Source organism: Lentzea sp. NPDC037011 (genome assembly GCF_055607425.1).
On record NZ_JBVJRT010000005.1, the window covers coordinates 23,598 to 42,940 of the forward strand.

18 protein-coding genes are annotated in these 19,343 nt (G+C 71.0%); 13 read left to right on the forward strand and 5 right to left on the reverse strand.

Going from position 1 to position 19,343, the window contains the following annotated elements; genetic code table 11:
* Positions 1-54: 54 nt before the first annotated feature.
* Positions 55-513, reverse strand: coding sequence for a DUF4442 domain-containing protein (locus tag ACZ7CH_RS15560; protein ID WP_360385186.1), 459 nt, complete (start codon positions 511-513; stop codon positions 55-57).
* Between the two features lie 163 nt (positions 514-676).
* On the opposite strand from ACZ7CH_RS15560, the gene ACZ7CH_RS15565 reads away from it, so the two are divergent.
* Both ACZ7CH_RS15565 and ACZ7CH_RS15570 read left to right on the forward strand, forming a co-directional pair.
* Complete coding sequence (locus ACZ7CH_RS15565; RefSeq protein WP_470374214.1) at positions 677-1,213, forward strand: MarR family winged helix-turn-helix transcriptional regulator; 537 nt, start codon at positions 677-679, stop codon at positions 1,211-1,213.
* The gene (locus ACZ7CH_RS15570; protein ID WP_470374215.1) at positions 1,213-2,853 is read left to right on the forward strand and encodes an MDR family MFS transporter; all 1,641 of its coding nucleotides are present in this window, start codon (positions 1,213-1,215) and stop codon (positions 2,851-2,853) included. Before ACZ7CH_RS15565 ends, ACZ7CH_RS15570 begins: the two co-directional genes overlap by 1 nt.
* Before the next feature lie 61 nt (positions 2,854-2,914).
* Here the strand turns inward: ACZ7CH_RS15570 and ACZ7CH_RS15575 are convergent, their stop codons facing one another.
* Positions 2,915-3,418: an inorganic diphosphatase gene (locus ACZ7CH_RS15575; RefSeq protein WP_360385192.1), complete on the reverse strand. Its 504-nt coding sequence runs from the start codon at positions 3,416-3,418 to the stop codon at positions 2,915-2,917.
* 123 nt (positions 3,419-3,541) lie between these two features.
* Here ACZ7CH_RS15575 and dacB point away from each other — a divergent pair, with 123 nt between their 5' ends.
* Genes dacB through hpt form a run of 4 tightly spaced genes read left to right on the forward strand, consistent with a single transcriptional unit; the run spans position 3,542 to position 9,134 of the window.
* Positions 3,542-6,574, forward strand: coding sequence for a D-alanyl-D-alanine carboxypeptidase/D-alanyl-D-alanine endopeptidase (gene dacB, locus ACZ7CH_RS15580; RefSeq protein ID WP_470374216.1), 3,033 nt, complete (start codon positions 3,542-3,544; stop codon positions 6,572-6,574).
* A 28-nt stretch (positions 6,575-6,602) separates the two neighbouring features.
* Positions 6,603-7,646 carry a zinc-dependent metalloprotease gene (locus ACZ7CH_RS15585; RefSeq protein ID WP_470374217.1) on the forward strand — a complete coding sequence of 348 codons (1,044 nt, stop codon included), beginning with the start codon at positions 6,603-6,605 and terminating at the stop codon, positions 7,644-7,646.
* A 10-nt stretch (positions 7,647-7,656) separates the two neighbouring features.
* Positions 7,657-8,568 (forward strand): tRNA lysidine(34) synthetase TilS, encoded by a 912-nt coding sequence (gene tilS, locus ACZ7CH_RS15590; RefSeq protein WP_470374218.1) that lies wholly within the window; start codon positions 7,657-7,659, stop codon positions 8,566-8,568.
* Positions 8,569-8,585: 17 nt separating this feature from the next.
* Entirely contained in the window at positions 8,586-9,134 is a 549-nt protein-coding gene (gene hpt, locus ACZ7CH_RS15595; protein WP_030472607.1) for a hypoxanthine phosphoribosyltransferase, read from the forward strand.
* A gap of 69 nt (positions 9,135-9,203) precedes the next feature.
* Here hpt and ACZ7CH_RS15600 read toward each other — a convergent pair whose 3' ends face one another.
* The gene (locus ACZ7CH_RS15600; protein ID WP_360385200.1) at positions 9,204-10,850 is read right to left on the reverse strand and encodes a substrate-binding domain-containing protein; all 1,647 of its coding nucleotides are present in this window, start codon (positions 10,848-10,850) and stop codon (positions 9,204-9,206) included.
* A gap of 378 nt (positions 10,851-11,228) precedes the next feature.
* On the opposite strand from ACZ7CH_RS15600, the gene ftsH reads away from it, so the two are divergent.
* From ftsH to ACZ7CH_RS15635, 7 genes are read left to right on the forward strand one after another with little or no spacing between them, the layout of a single operon-like run.
* Positions 11,229-13,418, forward strand: a complete 2,190-nt coding sequence (gene ftsH / locus ACZ7CH_RS15605; protein WP_360385202.1) for an ATP-dependent zinc metalloprotease FtsH — start codon at positions 11,229-11,231, stop codon at positions 13,416-13,418.
* Positions 13,415-14,062 (forward strand): GTP cyclohydrolase I FolE, encoded by a 648-nt coding sequence (folE, locus tag ACZ7CH_RS15610; protein ID WP_360385204.1) that lies wholly within the window; start codon positions 13,415-13,417, stop codon positions 14,060-14,062. Before ftsH ends, folE begins: the two co-directional genes overlap by 4 nt.
* Positions 14,063-14,094: 32 nt before the next feature.
* On the forward strand, positions 14,095-14,880 hold the full coding sequence (gene folP, locus ACZ7CH_RS15615; RefSeq protein WP_360385206.1) for a dihydropteroate synthase: 786 nt from the start codon (positions 14,095-14,097) through the stop codon (positions 14,878-14,880).
* Positions 14,873-15,265, forward strand: coding sequence for a dihydroneopterin aldolase (folB, locus tag ACZ7CH_RS15620; RefSeq protein ID WP_360385208.1), 393 nt, complete (start codon positions 14,873-14,875; stop codon positions 15,263-15,265). The genes folP and folB overlap by 8 nt, the downstream gene beginning before the upstream one ends.
* The gene (gene folK / locus ACZ7CH_RS15625; protein WP_470374219.1) at positions 15,262-15,759 is read left to right on the forward strand and encodes a 2-amino-4-hydroxy-6-hydroxymethyldihydropteridine diphosphokinase; all 498 of its coding nucleotides are present in this window, start codon (positions 15,262-15,264) and stop codon (positions 15,757-15,759) included. The genes folB and folK overlap by 4 nt, the downstream gene beginning before the upstream one ends.
* A complete protein-coding gene (locus ACZ7CH_RS15630) occupies positions 15,756-16,208 on the forward strand; it encodes a DUF3180 domain-containing protein (protein WP_360385212.1) in 453 nt (150 codons plus the stop codon). Before folK ends, ACZ7CH_RS15630 begins: the two co-directional genes overlap by 4 nt.
* Before the next feature lie 50 nt (positions 16,209-16,258).
* Positions 16,259-17,788: a DUF6779 domain-containing protein gene (locus ACZ7CH_RS15635; RefSeq protein ID WP_470374220.1), complete on the forward strand. Its 1,530-nt coding sequence runs from the start codon at positions 16,259-16,261 to the stop codon at positions 17,786-17,788.
* Positions 17,789-17,820: 32 nt separating this feature from the next.
* Here the strand turns inward: ACZ7CH_RS15635 and ACZ7CH_RS15640 are convergent, their stop codons facing one another.
* Both ACZ7CH_RS15640 and ACZ7CH_RS15645 read right to left on the reverse strand, forming a co-directional pair.
* Positions 17,821-18,900: an NADH-quinone oxidoreductase subunit D gene (locus ACZ7CH_RS15640; protein ID WP_470374221.1), complete on the reverse strand. Its 1,080-nt coding sequence runs from the start codon at positions 18,898-18,900 to the stop codon at positions 17,821-17,823.
* 13 nt (positions 18,901-18,913) lie between these two features.
* Positions 18,914-19,336 carry a DUF1203 domain-containing protein gene (locus tag ACZ7CH_RS15645; protein WP_360385218.1) on the reverse strand — a complete coding sequence of 141 codons (423 nt, stop codon included), beginning with the start codon at positions 19,334-19,336 and terminating at the stop codon, positions 18,914-18,916.
* Positions 19,337-19,343: the final 7 nt, after the last annotated feature.

Sequence of the window (19,343 nt, forward strand, 5' to 3'; positions counted from 1 at the left end):
TTCCGCCGCGATCGGTTCACGCGGAGACCGTTTCGAGACCTGGAACCGCGCAGGTCAGCTTGTGCGGACCGGCTTGAGTGTCCAGACGACGACCATCTCGCCGGTCGTGACGCCCTCGGCGTTGGTGATCGTGACGGTCACCGGGAACTCCGGGCGGGTGCCGCCGTCGAGCTCCGCGAGCACCTCGTCGGCGGAGCGGCCGAGCACCGCCTCGGCCTTGAGCGGGCCCATCGCGAGCTTCCTGTACGCGATGTCCGCGCGGGCGACCAGCGGCGTCGCCTTGGCCATGTGCTGGGCGAACGCGGCCATGACGACGGCACCGGAGGCCGTCTCACCGAGGCCGAACATCATCGCGGCGTGCGGGCCGCCGACGTGGTTGCGCAGCGTCTCGTCGTCGGGCAGCGACGCGACGACGCGCGTGGCGGAGACCTCGTCGAAGTCGATGCCGGTGGTCTTCACGTACGGCACGGCCTGCTTCATGGCGTCGGCGATGAACGAGACGTCTTGGCTCATGAGCACGGATGCTACTCGCGAGTAACCCACTCGGCTACCCGCCAGTAACCGGACATACCACACTTTCCTGGGGTGTGACTCGAAACTCGCTTGCACATCGGCGTACCGAGATGGATGCTTGTAGCGAGCAACTAGTTGGGTGATACAAGCAACGAGGTGGGCGATGCCAGATCCGGGCGGGTGCGTCAACGGCGTCACCGGTGTCGGCGTCGATCCCGAGCACGAGCTCGCGGACCGCGTCGGCATGGCGATGGTGCGGCTGAACAAGATGCACGCCCAGGTCTCCCACCAGATGGCGAAGCAGGGGATGGACAAGTCCGCCTTCGTGCTCCTCGCGACGCTCTCCGGTCTCGGTGAGTGCCGTTCGAGCGCGCTCGCGGAGGCGGTGCTCTCCGACCCGTCCACGGTCAGCAGGCAGGTAGCCGGGCTGGTCAAGGACGGGCTCGTCGAGAGGCGTGCTGACCCGGCTGACGGCCGGGCCAGTGTTCTCGCGGTCACCGGAGCGGGCCGCGAGCTGATCTTGAAGCGACGCCGGATGCGCAACGAGGCGCTCGAGCAGGTGTTCGCGGACTGGGCCGACGAGGACTTCAAGGGCTTCGCGGACCTGTTCGAACGCTTCGTCCACGACTACGAGCGCACGATTCCGGCGCTTATGACCGAACGCGGGACGGGGACCCGCGCAGGAGGGGAAGACCAGTAATGTCAACGACAACCGATGCGACACCCACGCCAGGGGTTTCCCTGACGCATCGCCAGATCATGACGATCCTGTCCGGTCTGCTGCTGGGCATGTTCCTCGCGGCGCTGGACCAGATGATCGTCTCCAGCGCCATGAAGACCATCGCGGACCAGCTGCACGGGCAGACGCTGCAGGCGTGGGCGACCACCGCCTACCTGATCACCGCGACCATCACGACCCCGTTGTACGGCAAGCTGTCCGACATCTACGGGCGCAAGCCGATGTACCTCGCGGCGATCTCGCTGTTCCTCGTCGGCTCGCTGCTGTCGGGCATCGCGACCTCGATGTACGAGCTGGCCGCGTTCCGCGCCGTGCAGGGCCTCGGCGCCGGCGGTCTGATGTCGCTCGCGTTCGCGATCATGGCGGACATCATCTCGCCGCGGGAGCGCAACAGGTACTCGGCGTACTTCATGGCCGTGTTCGGGTCGGCCAGCGTGCTCGGCCCGGTCATCGGCGGCGTGTTCGCCGGTCTCGACACCTTCATCGGCGTCACCGGGTGGCGCTGGGTGTTCCTCGTGAACGTGCCGATCGCGCTGCTCGCGCTGTTCGTCGTCGGCCGCGTGCTGAACATCCCGCACAAGCGCGTCGACCACCGCATCGACTTCGGTGGCGCGGCCGCGCTGACCGTCGGCCTGGTGCCGCTGCTGATCGTGGCCGAACAGGGCCGCGAGTGGGGCTGGGCGTCCGCCACGGCGATCACCATGTACGTGGTCGGCGTCCTGGGCCTGCTGGCGTTCGTGTGGGTCGAGAACCGCATGGGCGACGAGGCGCTGCTGCCGATCCGGATGTTCCGCAACCACACGTTCGCGCTGGGCAACACGATCAACTTCGTGCTCGGCGTCGGCATGTTCGGCGGCATGGTCTCCATCCCGCTGTACCTGCAGATCGTGAAGGGCGTCTCGCCGACCATGTCCGGTCTGATGCTGCTGCCGATGACGTTCGGCATCATGTCGGCCACCGCGACGGCCGGCCGGATCACCTCGAAGACCGGGCGCTACAAGATCTTCCCGATCATCGGTGCCGGCCTGATGGCGATCGCGCTGTTCCTGTTCAGCACCATCGGCACCGACACGCCGAACTGGCTCGTGATGGTCTACATGTTCATCATGGGCGCGGGCCTGGGCCAGTGCATGCAGACGCTGCTGCTGGCGATCCAGAACGACGCCGAGCCGCGTGACATGGGCGTGGCGACGGCCTCCGCGACGTTCTTCCGCCAGATCGGCGGCACCGTCGGCACCGCGGTGTTCCTGTCGATCCTGTTCAGCACGGTCGGCGACAAGATCGCGTCCGGGCTGCGGTCGGCGATGCAGACCGAGGCGTTCAAGTCGGCGCTGGCGCACAACCCGGAGTTCGCGAAGTCGCTGCAGAACGCAGGCGGGTCCGGTGTGGACATCAACAACACCGAGTTCCTGAACAACCTCGACCCGGTGCTGGCGCGGCCGTTCCTCGACGGCTTCTCCGGTGCGATCGACACGGTCTTCATGACCGGCGGGATCGTGATGGTGGCGGCGTTCGTGCTCGTGTGGTTCCTGCGCGAGAAGCCGCTGTCGAACAGGTCGGGCCTGGAGCGCGTCGCCGACGCGGAGTCCGTGGCCGTCTAGGGACGCGAGAACGAGAAGAGGGGCCGCGCTGATCCAGCGCGGCCCCTCTCCCGTGCGTGCCTCAGTGGCCCTCGCCGTGCGCCTCGGCGTCCTTCAGACGCTGGTAGGAGCGCTTGATCTCGGCCTCGGCCTCGGTGCGGCCGACCCAGGTCGCGCCCTCGACGCTCTTGCCGGGCTCCAGGTCCTTGTAGACCTCGAAGAAGTGCTGGATCTCCAGGCGGTCGAACTCCGCCATGTGGTGGATGTCGCGCAGGTGCTCGTGCCGCGGGTCGTCGGCCGGCACGCACAGGACCTTGTCGTCGCCGCCCTTCTCGTCGGTCATGCGGAACATGCCGATGGCGCGGGCCTTGATCAGGCAGCCGGGGAACGTCGGCTCCTGGACGAGAACGAGGGCGTCCAGCGGGTCGCCGTCCTCACCCAGGGTGTCCTCGATGAACCCGTAGTCGGCCGGGTACTGCGTAGACGTGAACAACGTGCGGTCGAGGCGGATGCGACCAGTCTTGTGGTCCACCTCGTACTTGTTGCGCACGCCCTTGGGGATCTCGATCAGGACGTCGAACTCCACTGGTCCTCGCTCATGTAGCCCATTCGTGACGCCACTAGTGTGGACCACGACGCCCTGTCAACCCTCATCGGAGCCGCGGCTGGCGGGTGTGAGATTGCCCGTACCGAGCTGACGGAGGCCCTTGTGCCGGACGACCCCCAGTGGCCGACCGACGACGACGACACCATCCCGGAGTCGCCGGCCACCGCCGTTCCGTCGCAGGTCACCGCACCTTCACCCGAGCGCCCGACGCTCGCGCTCCCGGTGGCCCCGGTGCTCACGGCACCGTCCACTCCGGAGCCTCCGTCGTCCTCCCCGCTGCCCTCCGCGGACTCTGTCCCCGTCGAGGCGTCTTCTGCTGCTGCTGACCCGGTCGACGGGCCTGCGACCTCAGCGAACGGCGGTTCGGCGGAACCATCGGGTGAAAATCCGAGTGGTGATGCTCACGACGGGATTGGTCTGAACGGTCGCGAACCGGCCCCGACCTCGTCTTCCAAGCCTGCTGACGCTGCTGCGGACGCCGTTCCCGAGCAGAGCACCACCGCGCTCCCGGTCCCCGTCGCGGAGGAGGAGCCCTCCACTCCGGAGCCGGACTCCCCGGAACCTCCGGAAGCCTCGGAACGCCCGGACTCCTCGGAACGCCCGGACTCCTCGGAACGCCCGGAACCCGAACCGCCCGTCGAGGCCGAGCCCGACACCGCCGCCGACTCGGACGCCGAGCCCGATCCCGCCTCGCAGGCCCCCACGACCCCGGAGCCGGAACCCGCTGCGCAGCCGGCCGCACCTGAGTCCGCCGAGCCAGAGCCCGCTCCCGCCGTTGACGCCGAGCCCCCGGCACTGCCCGACGGCGCGACGATCCAGGTCCCGCTCCCCACCCCGGACGGCGCGACGGTCCAGGTCCCCCTCTCCGTCATCCCGCCCGCACCTGCCGACCCACCGCGCGCAACCCCGGTGCGCGTCACCCCGTCCAAGGACGGCGACGGCGCACCCCGCGTCGAACCCGCGCCCACGGTCGAACCGCCCAGCGACCAGACCCGCGTGGTCCCCAAGCCGACCACCGCGGAACCGGAGCAGGACGAGCAGCTGTCCCGCTCCGGCCAGTTGGAGCTCGGCCCCCCGCGCCCGGCTGAGCCCTCGCCCGCCGATTCCCCGCGCACCGAGCAGACCCGTCCGGAACAGCCCCGCACCGAGCAGCTGCGGTCGGAACCGGCGCGTCCGGAGCAGTCGCGTCAGGACCAGAACCAGCCGGATCAGCGCCGCCAAGACCAGCAACAGGGACAGGCACGGCCGGGCCAGGCCCGTCCTCAAGGCCGTCCGGACCAGGGCCGACCCGGTCAAGGCCGCCCAGGCCAGCCCCACGTCGGCAACCCCGCACCCGGCAACCCCGCACCTGGCCAATCCGCGCCCGGCCAGCCGCGCGGAGGCCAGTTCGGCCAGGGCCAGGGACGCCCTGACCAGCACCGGCCAGGTCAGCAGCCCCGCCCCGGCCAGTACCGCCCTGACCAGCGACCGGGCCAGCGCACCCCCGACCAGCCGTGGCCCTCCGCTCTGCGCCAAGAGCCTCTGCGCCAGGAGCCCCAGCGTCAGGAACCTCAGCACCAGGACCCGCCCACCCGGCAGAACCTGCGTCCGGTCAACCAACGCCAACACCCGACGCCACCCCAGCAGCGCCACGACGCCGCCCACCCGGCGACCGTCCGCCTGGCCCCGGTGAAGCCGGCCGAACCGCGAGAAGAAGAGCCAGAAGCCCTCCCCGGCTACGACGAGGAACCCGAAGACCGCCTCAACGACACCAAGAACACCCAGGACGACCAGCCGAAGAAGAGCCGCAAGCCCCTGGCCGTCGTCCTGGCCCTGGTGGTCGTGGCGGCCCTGGCCGGCGCCACCGTCTACGCGGTCAACGAGCTCGGCGGCACCGAGGCGGTCGAGACGAAGCCGCCGGCCGCGCCGGCCAACGTCCAGCCGCTGGTCAAGCCCATCAGCGCGCAGGGACCGGCACCGACTCCGCAGGGGATCAGGCAGGCACTGGCCGGTCCGGCGGCCAGTGGTGCGCTCAGCCCGCTGACGGGCAGCGTCGTCGACCCCTCCACGGGCACCGTCCTGTGGCAGCAGGGGGACACGACCCCGGCGACGCCCGCGTCGAGCCTCAAGGTGCTGACCGCGGCGGCCGCGTTGCTGGAGCTGGACCGGACCGCCCAGCTCAGCACCAAGGTGGTGCAAGGGTCGGAGCCGGGCACGGTGGTCGTGGTCGGCGGGGGTGACCCGACGATCTCGGCGACGCCGGGCAGCAGCGTCTACCCCGGTGCGGCGTCGTTGGACGACCTGGTCAACCAGGTCAAGGCCAAGGGGCCGGTCACCAAGGTCCTCTACGACCTCGGGCGGTACGCGGGCGAGCCGATGGGGCCGCAGTGGGAGACCGCCGACATCGCGGGCGGGTCGGTCACGCCGATCGTGCCGTTCATGGTCGACGGTGGGCGGCTGGACCCGAAGAAGGTCGACGGGGCCCGCACGCCGACGCCCGCTCAGCAGGCGGCGGACGCGTTCGCGGCCAGGCTCGGGGTCACGGCGGCGGCGGCGGGTGCGGTACCTCCGGGGGCGCAGACCGTCGCCGAGGTGAAGTCGGCGCCGGTGGAGCAGCTCGTCGACAACATGATGCAGATCTCGGACAACGTGCTCACTGAGGCCGTCGCCAGGGAGCTCGCGATCAGGACGGGCAACGAGCCGTCGTTCGCGGGTGGGGTGAAGGCGGTCAGGGACGTGCTCACCAAGCACGGGTTCGACCTCACCGGGGCGAACTTCGTGGACGGCAGCGGGTTGTCGGCGACGAACAAGATCCCGGCGAAGCTGCTGACCGACGTCCTCACGGCGGCCGCGAAGCCCACCATGGACGACAAGACCGCGAAGCTGCGGCCGTTGCTCACGGCGTTGCCGGTGGCCGGTGGCAGCGGCACGCTGGCCGGGCGGTACGACGGGGCCGCCGCGCGCGGCAAGGGCTGGGTGCGGGCCAAGACGGGCACGTTGACGGCCGTCAACGCGCTGGCCGGTGTCGTGGTCGACGTGGACGGGCGGGTGCTGGTGTTCGCGTTCATGTCCGGCAACCCGGGCAATCCGGACACCGAGGTGCGGCCGGCGCTGGACGTGCTGGCGGCGGCGTTGCGAGGCTGTGGCTGTTCGTAGCGGGGCGTGCGCAGGTAGCGTCGGCGGGGTGAACGGCGCGACGGAGGCAGAGCTCGGCCCGGTGGACTGGGAGCTGGCGGTGGCGACCGCGACCCGGCTGGTGCGGCCCGGTCCGGTGGTCGGCAGAGACGAGGCCGGGCACGTCGTCGGCCGGTTGCGCGAGCTGGCACCGCAGGCCGAGGTGCACGTCCGGGAGCTGACCGGGCTCGGTCAGGGGCTGCCGTTGCTGCCGGGTGAGGTCGTGGACCGGCCCGCCTGGGTCAAGGCGGCCGCGCAGGGCCTGGAGGCGCTCACGGCTCCGGCGATGCCGCGGCAGACGGGTGCGATGGCGGCGGTCCTCGCGGGCACCGCGGGCGTGCAGGCCGGTGTGGTGCTGTCGTTCCTCAGTTCGCGGGTGCTGGGCCAGTACGACCCGTTCAGCCCGAGCGACCAGCTGGCCGGGCGGCTGCTGCTGGTGGCGCCGAACATCGTGGGCGCGCAACAGGCGCTGGACGTCCCGGCGGACGACTTCCGGATGTGGGTCTGCCTGCACGAGTGCACGCACCGGCTGCAGTTCACCGGGGTGCCGTGGCTGCGCAGGTACTTCGCGGAGCAGGTCACGACGCTGCTGTCCACAATGGACGAGGACAGGGCGCCGCTGCCGGAGGTCATCCGCGACTTCCGCACGAAGCTGCGTGCGGGCGACGGTCCGATCGGGCTGATCGAGCTCGTCCAGTCACCGCAGCAGAAAGCGGTGCTGGACCGGCTGATCGCACTGTCCACTTTGCTCGAAGGCCACGCCGACCACGTGATGGACGCCGTGGGCGAGGCGGTCGTGCCGTCGGTGTCGACGATCCGCAGCCGCTTCACCGTGCGGCGCAAGGGCGGCGGCCTGCTCGACCGGGTCCTGCGCACGCTGCTCGGCGTCGAGGCGAAGGTGCGGCAGTACGCGGAGGGCGCGGCGTTCACCGAGTACGTCGTCGAACGCGTCGGCATGGACGGCTTCAACGCCGTCTGGGCCAGCGCCGACACCCTCCCGACCCGCGCGGAGATCGCCGAGCCGATGACCTGGCTGCGCCGCGTCTCCCCGTGAGCGCGGCCTCGTGAACGGCCCGGTCTCCGAGGTCAGGGCCGCGGTCCGGCGGTTTCTCGGCGAGGTGCGCCCGGACGGCGTGACCGTCGCCGTCTCCGGCGGCGCCGACTCGCTCGCACTGGCCGCCGCCACCGCGCGGCTGGTCCCCGGTGCGCGGGCCGTGGTCGTCGACCACCGGCTCCAGCCCGGCTCGGACGAGGTCGCGGCACGTGCGGCGGGCATCTGCGCCGACCTGGGGCTGACGGCACGCGTGGCGCCCGTCGACGTCACGGGTCCCGGCGGTCCCGAGGCGGCCGCGCGCAGGGCCCGGTACGCCGCCCTCAAGCCGGAGAACGGCGTCGTGCTGCTCGGCCACACGCTGGACGACCAGGCGGAGACGGTCCTGCTGGGCCTCGGCCGCGGCTCCGGTCCACGCTCGATCGCCGGCATGCGCGCCTATGACCCGCCATGGGGCCGACCGCTGCTGAACGTCTCCCGCGCGACGACGCGTGCCGCATGTGTGGAGCAGGGCATCGAAGTGTGGGACGACCCACACAACAACGATCCGTCGTTCACCCGTGTGCGCCTGCGGGCGGAAGTGCTGCCACTGCTCGAAGACGTGCTGCAAGGCGGTGTCGCGGGGTCGTTGGCGCGCACTGCGGCGCAGCTCAGGGAGGACTGCGACGCCCTCGACGAGCTGGCGGAGGCGTTCGCGGGCGACTGCTGCGCCGTGGCCGACGTCGCGGAGCTGCCGGCGGCGCTGCGACGCAGAGTGCTCAGGTCGTGGCTCCTCGACGAAGGAGTGCCGGAACTGTCCGATTCGCACCTGCGCCGGGTGGACGCACTGGTGAGTGAATGGCGTGGTCAGGGCGGTGTCTGGCTACCCGGCGGCTTTGTCGCGCGCCGTGCGCATGGCAGGCTCCAGGTGGAACCGGAGTCTTAACCAGAGGAGACCTCTCCGTGTACGACGGCGACATCGCATCCGTGCTCATCACCGAGCAGGAGATCAGCGACAAGGTCACCGAACTCGCCAAGCAGGTCGCTGACGATCACCCAGAAGGTGACTCCGACCTCGTGCTGATCACCGTTCTCAAGGGAGCGGTGATGTTCATGGCGGACCTTGCCCGCGCGCTGCCCGTCCCGGTGCAGCTGGAGTTCATGGCCGTGAGCTCCTACGGCTCGTCCACCTCGTCGTCCGGCGTGGTGCGGATCCTCAAGGACCTCGACCGCGACATCGCCGACCGCAACGTCGTGATCGTCGAGGACATCATCGACTCCGGTCTCACGCTGTCGTGGCTGCTCAAGAACCTCCAGTCGCGCCGCCCGCGCTCGCTCGAGGTGTGCACGCTGCTGCGCAAGCCCGACGCGGTCAAGGTCGAGGTGCCGGTGAAGTACGTCGGTTTCGACATCCCCAACGAGTTCGTCGTCGGCTACGGCCTCGACTACGCGGAGCGCTACCGCGACCTGCCCTACATCGGCACGCTGGACCCGAAGGTCTACTCCAGCTGAGCCGCAACGCACGCGGGGAGCCTTCGTACTCGTCTGGAGTACGGAAGCTCCCCGCGTGCGTTCAGCGGCTCAGCAGTTCGGGCGGCAGCGGCGCTGGGAGACGGCGTCCAGCAGCACGCCGCGGATGTCCTCGGGGTTGGGCGCCTGGTACGCCTTGCCGCCGGTCGCGGCCGCGATGGCCCGCAGCGCGTCCATGTCGGCCTCCTGGCCGAGCCCGACCATGATGATCGGCACCGGGCGCGCGGGGTCCGACTCGCGCTTCAGGGTCTCGATGAGCGAGGCCGTGCTGATGGACGAGATGTCGTCGTTGCGGCCGTCGGTCATCAGGACCACGGAGTTGACCTTCGACGGGTCGTAGCCCGCCAGCACGTGGCGGAACGCGGCGAGGGTGGTGTCGTTCAACGCCGTGCCGCCGCCGACCAGGCCGTTCAGCTGCGAGGCCCCGGCCTCCAGGCGCTTGCGGCGGGCGACGCCCTGCAGGGGTTCGCCGAGCGGGCCGACGGGGACCAGCTCGATCCAGTCCTGCGGCGGCTTCTTGTCCGTCGAGAACGCCCACAGGCCGATCTGCGTGGTGTCGGGCAGCATCGACAGCGCCGTCATCGACGCCTCGGTCGCCGCCTCCACGCGGGTCTTGCCGTTGGGACCCTTCTCGATCATCGAGCCGGACACGTCGACCACGGTCAGCATGCGCATGTCGAGGCTGATGGCGCCCCACGTGCGCAGCAGCTCGGAGACCTGGTCGGCGCCCGGCGTCTCGATCAGCTTCACGTCACCGGCCTGCACGCCCTCGACCTGCGTCGACCACTTCGCCGGCGCGGCACCGGAGGTGGTGCGGAAGCCGGCCTCGCCGAAGCGCTTGACCGTCTCCGCGGAGCGCAACACCCGCTCGAACTCGGCGGCGGCCTCGCCGGTGCCGTCCTGCTCGTTCTGCCGCGACACGCGCACCAGCGGGTAGTCGAACGACAGCGTGCCCTCCCGGGGCGGTGCGCCCAGGACGGCGTTCTTCTTCACGGTGCGGTTGTTCGCGACGACCGACTGCTCGGTCGCGGCGAACAGCGGTGCCTTCTCGGCGTCGGTGGTGACCTTGCCGAACGCGTCGCGCACCGACGGGATGGCGGTGCGGCCCACCCTCAGCAGGGTGCTGACCAGCTCCGGCTTCGGCGTGCCGTCGGCGTTGCCGAGCAGGGTGCGGATGACGAAGAGGGTCGCGAGGCCCTCCGACGTCATCGTGGGGTCGCTCATCGAGACGGTGACCTTCGGGTCGATCACCTTGGTCCAGGAGACCGGGGAGATCGGGTAGCCGATCTTGCCCATCGTCGTCTCCGAACCGGCCACCACCAGCGGAGAGGACGCCAGCGAGGGCTTGATGTCCAGCTTCGGGGCCTCGGGACCGGTCTCGGCCGACTGGCGCTGGGCCTCGGCCGCCCACATCGAGGAGTCGGGAATCCACAGGGAGTGCGGGTTGATCTGCGCGGTCGGCAGCTCGTGCGCCACGTCGGCCGCGTTGCGCGACTCGACCTGGACCTGCACGCACCGGCCGTTCACGACCGGCTGGGACCGCTGGTAGTCCTGTGCGGCCGCGTTCACCACGTCGAGGGCCGCGGGCGTGACGGCGATCTTGAGCGGCAGGGCGCCCGCGCAGTCGGGGCCGCTGGTCACGCGCAGTGCCACGACCGTGACGCCGGCCGCCGCGATCACACCGAGCAGGGCGCCCACGGGGAGGGCGACCCTCCGGAACAACCCGGGGGACGTATGGCGAGCTGACATACGGTTACTTACCTTCGGTCACGTGTTCACTCTTTCGAGTGGCGGGGGAACACTCGGGGGATGCATGAGGATGACATGTGACCCCTAAACGTAATGAGATGGCGTGACCTGCGTCACTCGTCTGGTCGGCCGCACTTGTTCCGGGTGAACCAAACAGCGTGAACATGCGTGGCAGCGGTCACGCGCGGGAACCCAGCGGCGGGCAAGACCGTTGGTTGTCCAGTACCCGACCAGCGGGCGGTAGGCTGGTCGGACGCGGTATGTGGGTCTTCCACTGCCCGACGCGCAAGTCAGGGAGGGTCGAGGCCGCCCGCCGGCCGTAAGTGCATGGACCGCAAGCGCCTGCTTCGCAACCCGCTGCTGTGGATCGCTGCGGTGTTGCTGCTCTACTTCGTCTTCACCGTGCTCTTCGACGACTCACGGGGCTACCACCAGGTCAAGACGTCTCAGGCACTGCAACAGGTGCGTGAGGGCAACGTCAAGGAAGCCACGATCGAGGACAAGGAGCAGCGTCTCCGGCTGACCCTCAAGGACGGCTCGACGTTCGAGAACAGCAACCGCCTGATCACGCAGTTCCCGGCGAGCTCGACGGACGAGATCTTCACCATCCTCGACCAGGCCGGCAACAAGCCCGTGGTGGAGACCAAGGTCAGCCAGGAGTCCATCCTGATGCAGATCTTGATCTACCTGGTGCCACTGGGTCTGCTGCTGCTCCTCCTGATGTGGATGATGAACAACGCCCAGGGCGGCGGGAACCGCGTCCTGAACTTCGGCAAGTCCAAGGCCAAGCAGCTCTCCAAGGACATGCCGAAGACGACGTTCGCGGACGTCGCCGGCGCCCAGGAGGCCGTCGAGGAGCTCGAGGAGATCAAGGACTTCCTCCAGAACCCCGGCCGCTACCAGGCGCTGGGCGCCAAGATCCCCAAGGGCGTACTGCTCTACGGCCCGCCGGGAACCGGCAAGACGCTGCTCGCACGAGCCGTCGCCGGTGAGGCGGGCGTCCCGTTCTACTCGATCTCCGGTTCGGACTTCGTCGAGATGTTCGTCGGTGTCGGTGCCTCGCGTGTGCGCGACCTGTTCGAGCAGGCCAAGCAGAACGCGCCGTGCATCATCTTCGTCGACGAGATCGACGCGGTGGGCCGCCACCGCGGTGCCGGTCTCGGCGGCGGGCACGACGAGCGCGAGCAGACCCTGAACCAGCTGCTCGTCGAGATGGACGGCTTCGACTCGCGCGGCGGGATCATCCTGATCGCGGCGACGAACCGCCCCGACATCCTCGACCCCGCCCTGCTGCGCCCCGGTCGCTTCGACCGCCAGATCCCGGTCTCCGCGCCGGACCTGAAGGGCCGCAAGCAGATCCTGCGGGTCCACTCCAAGGGCAAGCCGCTCGCCGACGACGCCGACCTCGACGGGCTCGCGAAGCGCACCGTCGGGTTCTCCGGCGCCGACCTGGCGAACGTGATCAACGAGGCGGCACTGCTCACCGCGCGCCAGAACGGCACCACCATCACCGGTGCCGCGCTGGAGGAGTCCGTCGACCGCGTGATCGGCGGTCCGGCCCGCAAGAGCCGGATCATCTCCGAGAAGGAGAAGAAGATCACCGCGTACCACGAGGCCGGGCACGCCCTGGCCGCGTGGGCCATGCCGGACATCGACCCGGTCTACAAGGTCACGATCCTCGCCCGCGGCCGCACGGGTGGTCACACCCTCTCGGTGCCGGAAGAGGACAAGGACCTGATGACCAGGTCCGAGATGATCGCGCGGCTGGTGTTCGCACTGGGTGGCCGCTCCGCGGAGGAGCTCGTCTTCCACGAGCCCACGACGGGTGCGTCCAACGACATCGAGCAGGCGACGAAGATCGCCCGCGCGATGGTCACCGAGTACGGCATGAGCGCGAAGCTCGGCGCCGTGAAGTACGGGCAGGAGCAGGGCGAGCCGTTCCTCGGGCGCTCGGCCGGCCGCCAGGCGGACTACTCGCTGGAGGTCGCGCACGAGATCGACGAGGAGGTGCGCAAGCTCATCGAGGCCGCGCACACCGAGGCGTACGAGGTGCTCAACACCTACCGCGACGTCCTCGACGACCTCACGCTCGAACTGATCGACAAGGAGACCCTGCACCAGAAGGACCTGGAGCGGATCTTCGCCCGCGTCGAGAAGCGGCCGCGCATCACCCAGTTCAACGACTTCGGTGACCGCACGCCGTCCGACATCCCGCCGGTCAAGACCCCCGGCGAGCTCGCCAAGGAACGCGGCGAGCCGTGGCCGCCGGTCGTCGAGGACGTCATCGAGGAGGAGCTGCAGCAGGAGGAGCCCGCCGCTGCGGCGCCGACCGAGGAACTGCCCTCGCCGAACGGTGCCAACGGTGCGAACGGCGTGCACCAGCCGGGTCAGCCGGCCGGGTCGGGCCCGCCGCACTACGGCGCCCCGCCCGGGTGGACACCGGCGACCGTCCCCGGTCAGCCGCACAACGTCTGGGAGCCGCGCAAGCCGCAGCCAGACCAGGACGAGCGGCAGTGACCGAGCACCACCGGCTCGACGCAGACGCCGGCCTCACCCACGACGGGGAGGCCGGCGTCTCCGCGCGGCGGGCCTTCGACCAGGCCCGTGCCGAGGCCGCGGTGCGTGAGCTGCTGATCGCGTGCGGTGAGGACCCGGAGCGCGAAGGCCTCCGCGAGACCCCCGCTCGGGTGGCGCGTGCCTACCGGGAGTTGTTCGCCGGGCTCTACACCGACGCGGACAGCGTGCTCGCGAAGACGTTCGACGAGAGCCACGAGGAGCTCGTCCTCGTCACGGACATCCCGATGTTCAGCTTCTGCGAGCACCACCTGCTGCCGTTCCACGGCGTCGCGCACGTCGGGTACATCCCGAACGAGCACGGCCGCGTGACCGGGCTGTCGAAGCTCGCCCGGCTCGTCGACCTCTACTCGAAGCGCCCGCAGGTGCAGGAGCGGCTGACCTCGCAGGTCGCGGACGCGTTGGTGCGCAAGCTCGAACCGCGCGGCGTGATCGTGGTCGTCGAGGCCGAGCACCTGTGCATGGGCATGCGCGGTGTGCGCAAGCCCGGCTCGCGCACGACGACGTCGGCGGTGCGCGGGCTGCTGCGCACGTCGGCCTCGACCCGCGCGGAGGCGATCGAGCTGATCAGGGGCCGGTTGCGGTGAGCGGTCTGCCCCGCCCGGACCGGTGCGTCGTGATGGGCGTCCTCAACGTCACGCCCGACTCGTTCTCCGACGGCGGCCGCTACCTCGACCGCTCGGACGCGGTGAAGCACGGGGTCGCGCTGCACCAGCGCGGCGCCGACCTCGTCGACGTCGGCGGCGAGTCGACCCGGCCGGGCGCCGCGCGCGTCGAGCCGGCCGAGGAGATCGCCCGCGTGGTGCCGGTGATCCGGTCTCTCGTCGCGGAGGGCGTGCCGGTCAGCGTGGACACGATGTGGGCCTCCGTCGCCTCGGCGGCGCTGGAGGCGGGCGCCTCGATCGTCAACGACGTCTCCGGCGGCCTCGCCGACCCGGAGATGGTCGAGGTCGTCGCCGACGCTGGAGTGCCGTACGTGCTGATGCACTGGCGTGGGCACAGCACGGAGATGGACTCGTTGGCGCGCTACGACGACGTGGTCACCGACGTGCGCTCGGAACTGCTTGAGCGCGTGGAGGCGGCGTTGGCGGCGGGTGTCGCCGAGTCGTCGATCGTGCTCGACCCCGGTCTCGGGTTCGCGAAGCTCGGCGACCACAACTGGGAGCTGCTGCACCGCCTCGACGAGCTGGTGGACCTGGGGTTCCCGGTGCTGGTGGGCGCGTCGCGCAAGCGGTTCCTCGGCACGTTGCTGGACAACCGCCCGCCGGACGGCAGGGAGGACGCGACCGCGGCGGTGTCCGCGCTGGCCGCGTTCAACGGGGCGTGGGGAGTGCGGGTGCACGACGTCGACCGGACGCTGGACGCGGTCGCCGTCGCCGGAGCGTGGAGGCGGGGACATGGCTGACCGGATCGCGTTGACGGGCCTGCGGGTCCGCGGCAACCACGGCGTCTTCGAGCACGAGAAGCGCGAGGGCCAGGAGTTCGTCGTCGACATCACGCTGTGGCTCGACCTCAGCACGGCGTCGAGGACCGACGACCTCAAGGAGACCTACCACTACGGCGAGCTCGCCGAGATGGCCGCGGCGATCGTCGGCGGCGAGCCGCACGACCTCATCGAGACGGTCGCCGGCAAGATCGCCGACGCCGCGATGACCGACACCCGGCTGCACGCGGTCGAGGTGACGGTGCACAAGCCGTCCGCGCCGATCCCGCTGACCTTCGACGACGTGTCGGTGACGATCCGCAGGTCACGCCGGCTCGCCGCGCCGCTCAAGAAAGACGCGCAATGACCCGCGCGGTCCTGTCGATCGGCTCGAACCTGGGCGACCGGTTCGCGTTCCTCAGGTCGGTGGTGGACGGCCTGCGCGAGCACGTCGTCGCGGTGTCGCCGGTGTACGAGACGGCCGCGTGGGGCGTGGAGGACCAGCCGGACTTCCTCAACGCCGTCGTGGTCGTCGAGGCGGACGACGTCGACGAGTGGGGCTGGCTGCGCCGCGGCCAGGCGCTGGAGAACGCCGCGGGGCGCGTGCGGGAGCAGCGCTGGGGACCGCGCACGCTCGACGTGGACGTGGTCACGGTGGACGGCGTGACCTCCGGCCACCCGGACCTCCTCCTGCCGCACCCCGGCGCGTTCGAACGCGCCACGGTCCTCGTGCCGTGGCTCGACGTCGAACCCGACGCGGTGCTGCCGGGGCACGGACCCGTTGCGGCGCTGGAGTTCTCGACCGAGGGCGTGCGCCGCCGCGACGACCTGGTGCTGACTTCCGGTTGGATGGACGCGTGAGGTTCACCCGTCCCCGCGACCTGGCGACCGTCGTGGTCATCGCCGGTCTGCTGGCGCACCTGTTCCTGCGACTCGCCTACGACACCCTGCCGCCGCTGCCGCGCGCGGCCGGGTCGACGTTGCTCGCGCTCGCCGCCGTCGAGGTGTGGTTCGCGTTCTCGCTGCGGGCCCGGATCGAACGCCGCCAGGGCGCGCGCCCGGTCCAGCCGCTCACCGCCGCCCGCGCGGTCGCGCTGGCGAAGGCGTCCTCGGTCCTCGGCGCGTTGATGTTCGGCGTCTGGACCGCCTTGCTGATCTACGTGATCCCCGTCCAGGACTCGTTCGCCGCTGCCGGGAATGACCTGTTCGCGGCGGTTGTCGGGATGGTCAGCGCGGCCGCTCTGACCGCTGCGGCGCTGTGGCTGGAGCACTGCTGCAAGACGCCGACGGAGGGTTCCGGGAACGATTAGACACCGGTGCGCAGGTCTCAGTCGGATAACTAGGCGGTACCGTAGTGCGCATGACCGGACGCGGCGCGTCGATCGACGACGAGCAAGAAGATCACGGTCGTGGCTCCGGGCGGTTGCTGTTGGTCGCAGCGCTGGCGCTCGCCCTCGTGGCCGCGGCGGTGCTCGTCCTGAGCGACAGCGCCCGGATGCTGCGCCTCGCCGTGGTGGCCGCGCTGTGGGCCGCACTGGTCGGTGCGTTCCTCGCGGCCAAGTACCGCAAGCAGGTCAGCGAGCGCGACGACGAGGTGGCCGACCTCCAGAGCGTGTACGAGCTGGAGCTCGAACGCGAGGTGGCCGCCCGCCGCGAGTACGAGCTGGAGATCGAGGCCGAGACCCGCAAGCGGATCGAGGAGGAGTCGCGCGCCGACATCGAGGCGCTGCGCGCGGACCTCAGGGCGTTGCGGGAGAACCTCGAAGGTCTGCTGGGCGGTGGTGACGTCCTGGTCGAGCGCGTGGCGTTGCGCGCGGAGTCGACCCGCCTGCGCGCGCTGGCCGGTGACGGTTCCCGGCTGAGCTCCGGTTCGGAGAAGCGGATCATCAACGCGATCAACGCCGCCAAGCCCGCGGTGACCGCGTCGGCGGAGAAGCCGTCGGAGCGCACCGAGCTGATCGAACGCGTGGCGCACGACGCCAAGGTGCAGCCGCCGCGCCGCGAACCCGCCCGCCCGGAGCCGGCCAGACCGGAGCCCACCCGCACCTCGCCGCGCCCGCAGCCGGCCGCCGCCCGCCGTGAGCCGGCCAAGGCCGTGAAGCAGGAAGCCGGCCGCTCGGCCCCGCAACGCGCCGGCAGCGCCGCCGCCGCGGTGTCGGCCCGGCTCGGCGCCCAGCAGCAGCCCCCCAAGCCGACCGCGCAGCCGGTCCAGCGCACCGAACGGGTGCCGCGCCCCCAGCCGCAGCCGGCCCAGGCGCAGGCGCAGCGCACGGAAGCGTTGCAGCGCCCGGAGAAGCCGCCGGTGAAGAAGACCCCCGCCGCGGAGCCGCGCACCCCGGAGGCACCGCGGTCGCGGGTCGCCGAGCGCACCGAGATCGTCGACCCGAAGTCGCTGACCGGCCGCCGCCGCGCTGACGAACGCGCACCCGAGCAGGACAGCGGCTCGTGGGAGACGCTGCAGCCGGACGAGCCGCCGAGCGGCAAGCGCCGAGCGGCGTCCGCTTCCGCTTCCGCCTCTGCTTCCGAGGAGTCCTCCGCGTCGCTCCCACCGGCACGTGGTCAGTCCAGCCGCCGCACGGCCTCCGAGGACTCGTTCGTGTCGCTGCCGCCGGTGACCCGGCGCGGACCGGAGGAGCCGGCCACCCGCACGCCGGCGCCGACGGGTCGTCGTGCCGCCGAGGAGTCGTCCGCGCGGCTGCCCGCGGTGGCCACGGGCCGTCGTGCTGCGTCCGAGGAGTCGTCGGCCAGCCTGCCCGCGGTCTCCGGTGGCCGCAGGGCCGCGCCGGAGGACCCGTCGGGAGCGCACGCCGACGGCAAGTCGGTCAGCGAGCTGCTGGCGTCACTCGGCGGCGGGGACGCCCCGCGCCGCCGCCGTCGCCGCGACGACTAGGCAGGTCGCCGGAACCGCCGTGCCAGGGCCGTCTACTTGTCGATGTCCCCGACGATCACGGCGAACGAGCTCAGCACGGCCGGCAGGTCGTCGACCGACGTGCCCGGCAGCAGCGCGGACAGCGCCTGGACGTTGTTGAACGACGGCGTGCGCAGCTTGAGCCGCCACGGTGTCTTCTCGCCGCGGGACGACAGGTGCACACCGGACGTGCCCAGCGGCGCCTCGACGCGGGTGTAGACCGAACCCTCCGGTGCCTTGATCGCCTTGGGCAGCCGCAGGTTCACCGGTCCGGCCGGCAGTGCGTCCAGGCAGGACCGCGCCAGCCGCAGGGAGAGCAGCACCTCGTCGAGCAGGCACCGCACGCGCGCAGCGGCGTCGCCCTCGGTGCGCACCACCGGCGTGACCGCCAGCGAGCGGTACGCGGGCAGCGGGTCGTCGCGGCGCAGGTCGAGGTCGACCCCGCTGGCCCGGCCGATCGGCCCGGTCACGCCGTACTGCAGCGCGTCGGCGAGCGGCAGGACGCCGAGTCCCTCCAGCGCGGAGAGGTCGACCTCCAGGTCCTCCACTGTGGACAGGAAGTCGGCCACCCTGCCGGTCCAGCCGGCCGGCACGTCCTCGCGCAGGCCGCCGATCCGGTTGAACATGAAGTGGATGCGCCCGCCCGACGCCTCCTCCATCAACGCCTGCACGCCCTCGCGGTACGCGGCAGCAGCCGGGCACAACGGCGTCAGGAACACCATGTGCGCCATCAGCCTGTTGAGCTCGCACAACAACACGCGCAGCCATTGGGCTCGTGCGGGGACGTCCATTCCGGTCATCCGCTCCACGGCCAGCGCGACCGCGAGCTCGTTGCAGAACGCCGACAGCCAGTCGTGCCGGTTCGCGAGCGTGAGGACCTGGCGGTAGTCGCGGACCTCGAACAGCTTCTCGGCGCCGCGGTGCAGGTGGCCGACGAGCGGGGTCGCGGCGGTGATCACCAGGTCCGGCGTGACCGTGAGCCGCAACCGGTAGGCGCCGTGGGCGGACGGGTGCAGTGGGCCCAGGTCGATCACGCGGTCCACGCCCAGGTACTGCGCGCCCGCGCCGACGCCGACGGTGATCTGCTCGCTCACACCGGCAATGGTTTCACGACCGCGTGACCGCGAAGAGGAAGCACCCGTGCGACAGGCTGCGCACCTGCACCGCCTCGACCGAGGGAGTGTTCAGCAGCCCCTCCACCGCGCTGTCGAACCCGCCCGGCTCGACCAGGACACCGTCCTCGATCTGCCCGGCCGCGTTGTACGCCCGCAGCACCCGGGAGTTGTTCAGCAACCCGGCGGGCAGCCGGTCCGGCGCAGCGCCGCCGGGGCAGTCGACGTGCGTGAAGACCGGCCCGACCTCCTCGTACGGGCCCTTGCCCGCGGCGGGGGAGTAGCGGAACAGCCAGACCGGCTCGTCCGGCGCCGACTTGCGCAGGCAGCACCGCAGCGGAACGCCGGGTTCGGAGGCGCGGTACTCGCGGCCGGGGTCGGACAGGGCCGCGGCCGGGGCAACGGTGTGGATTCGCATGCCCGCA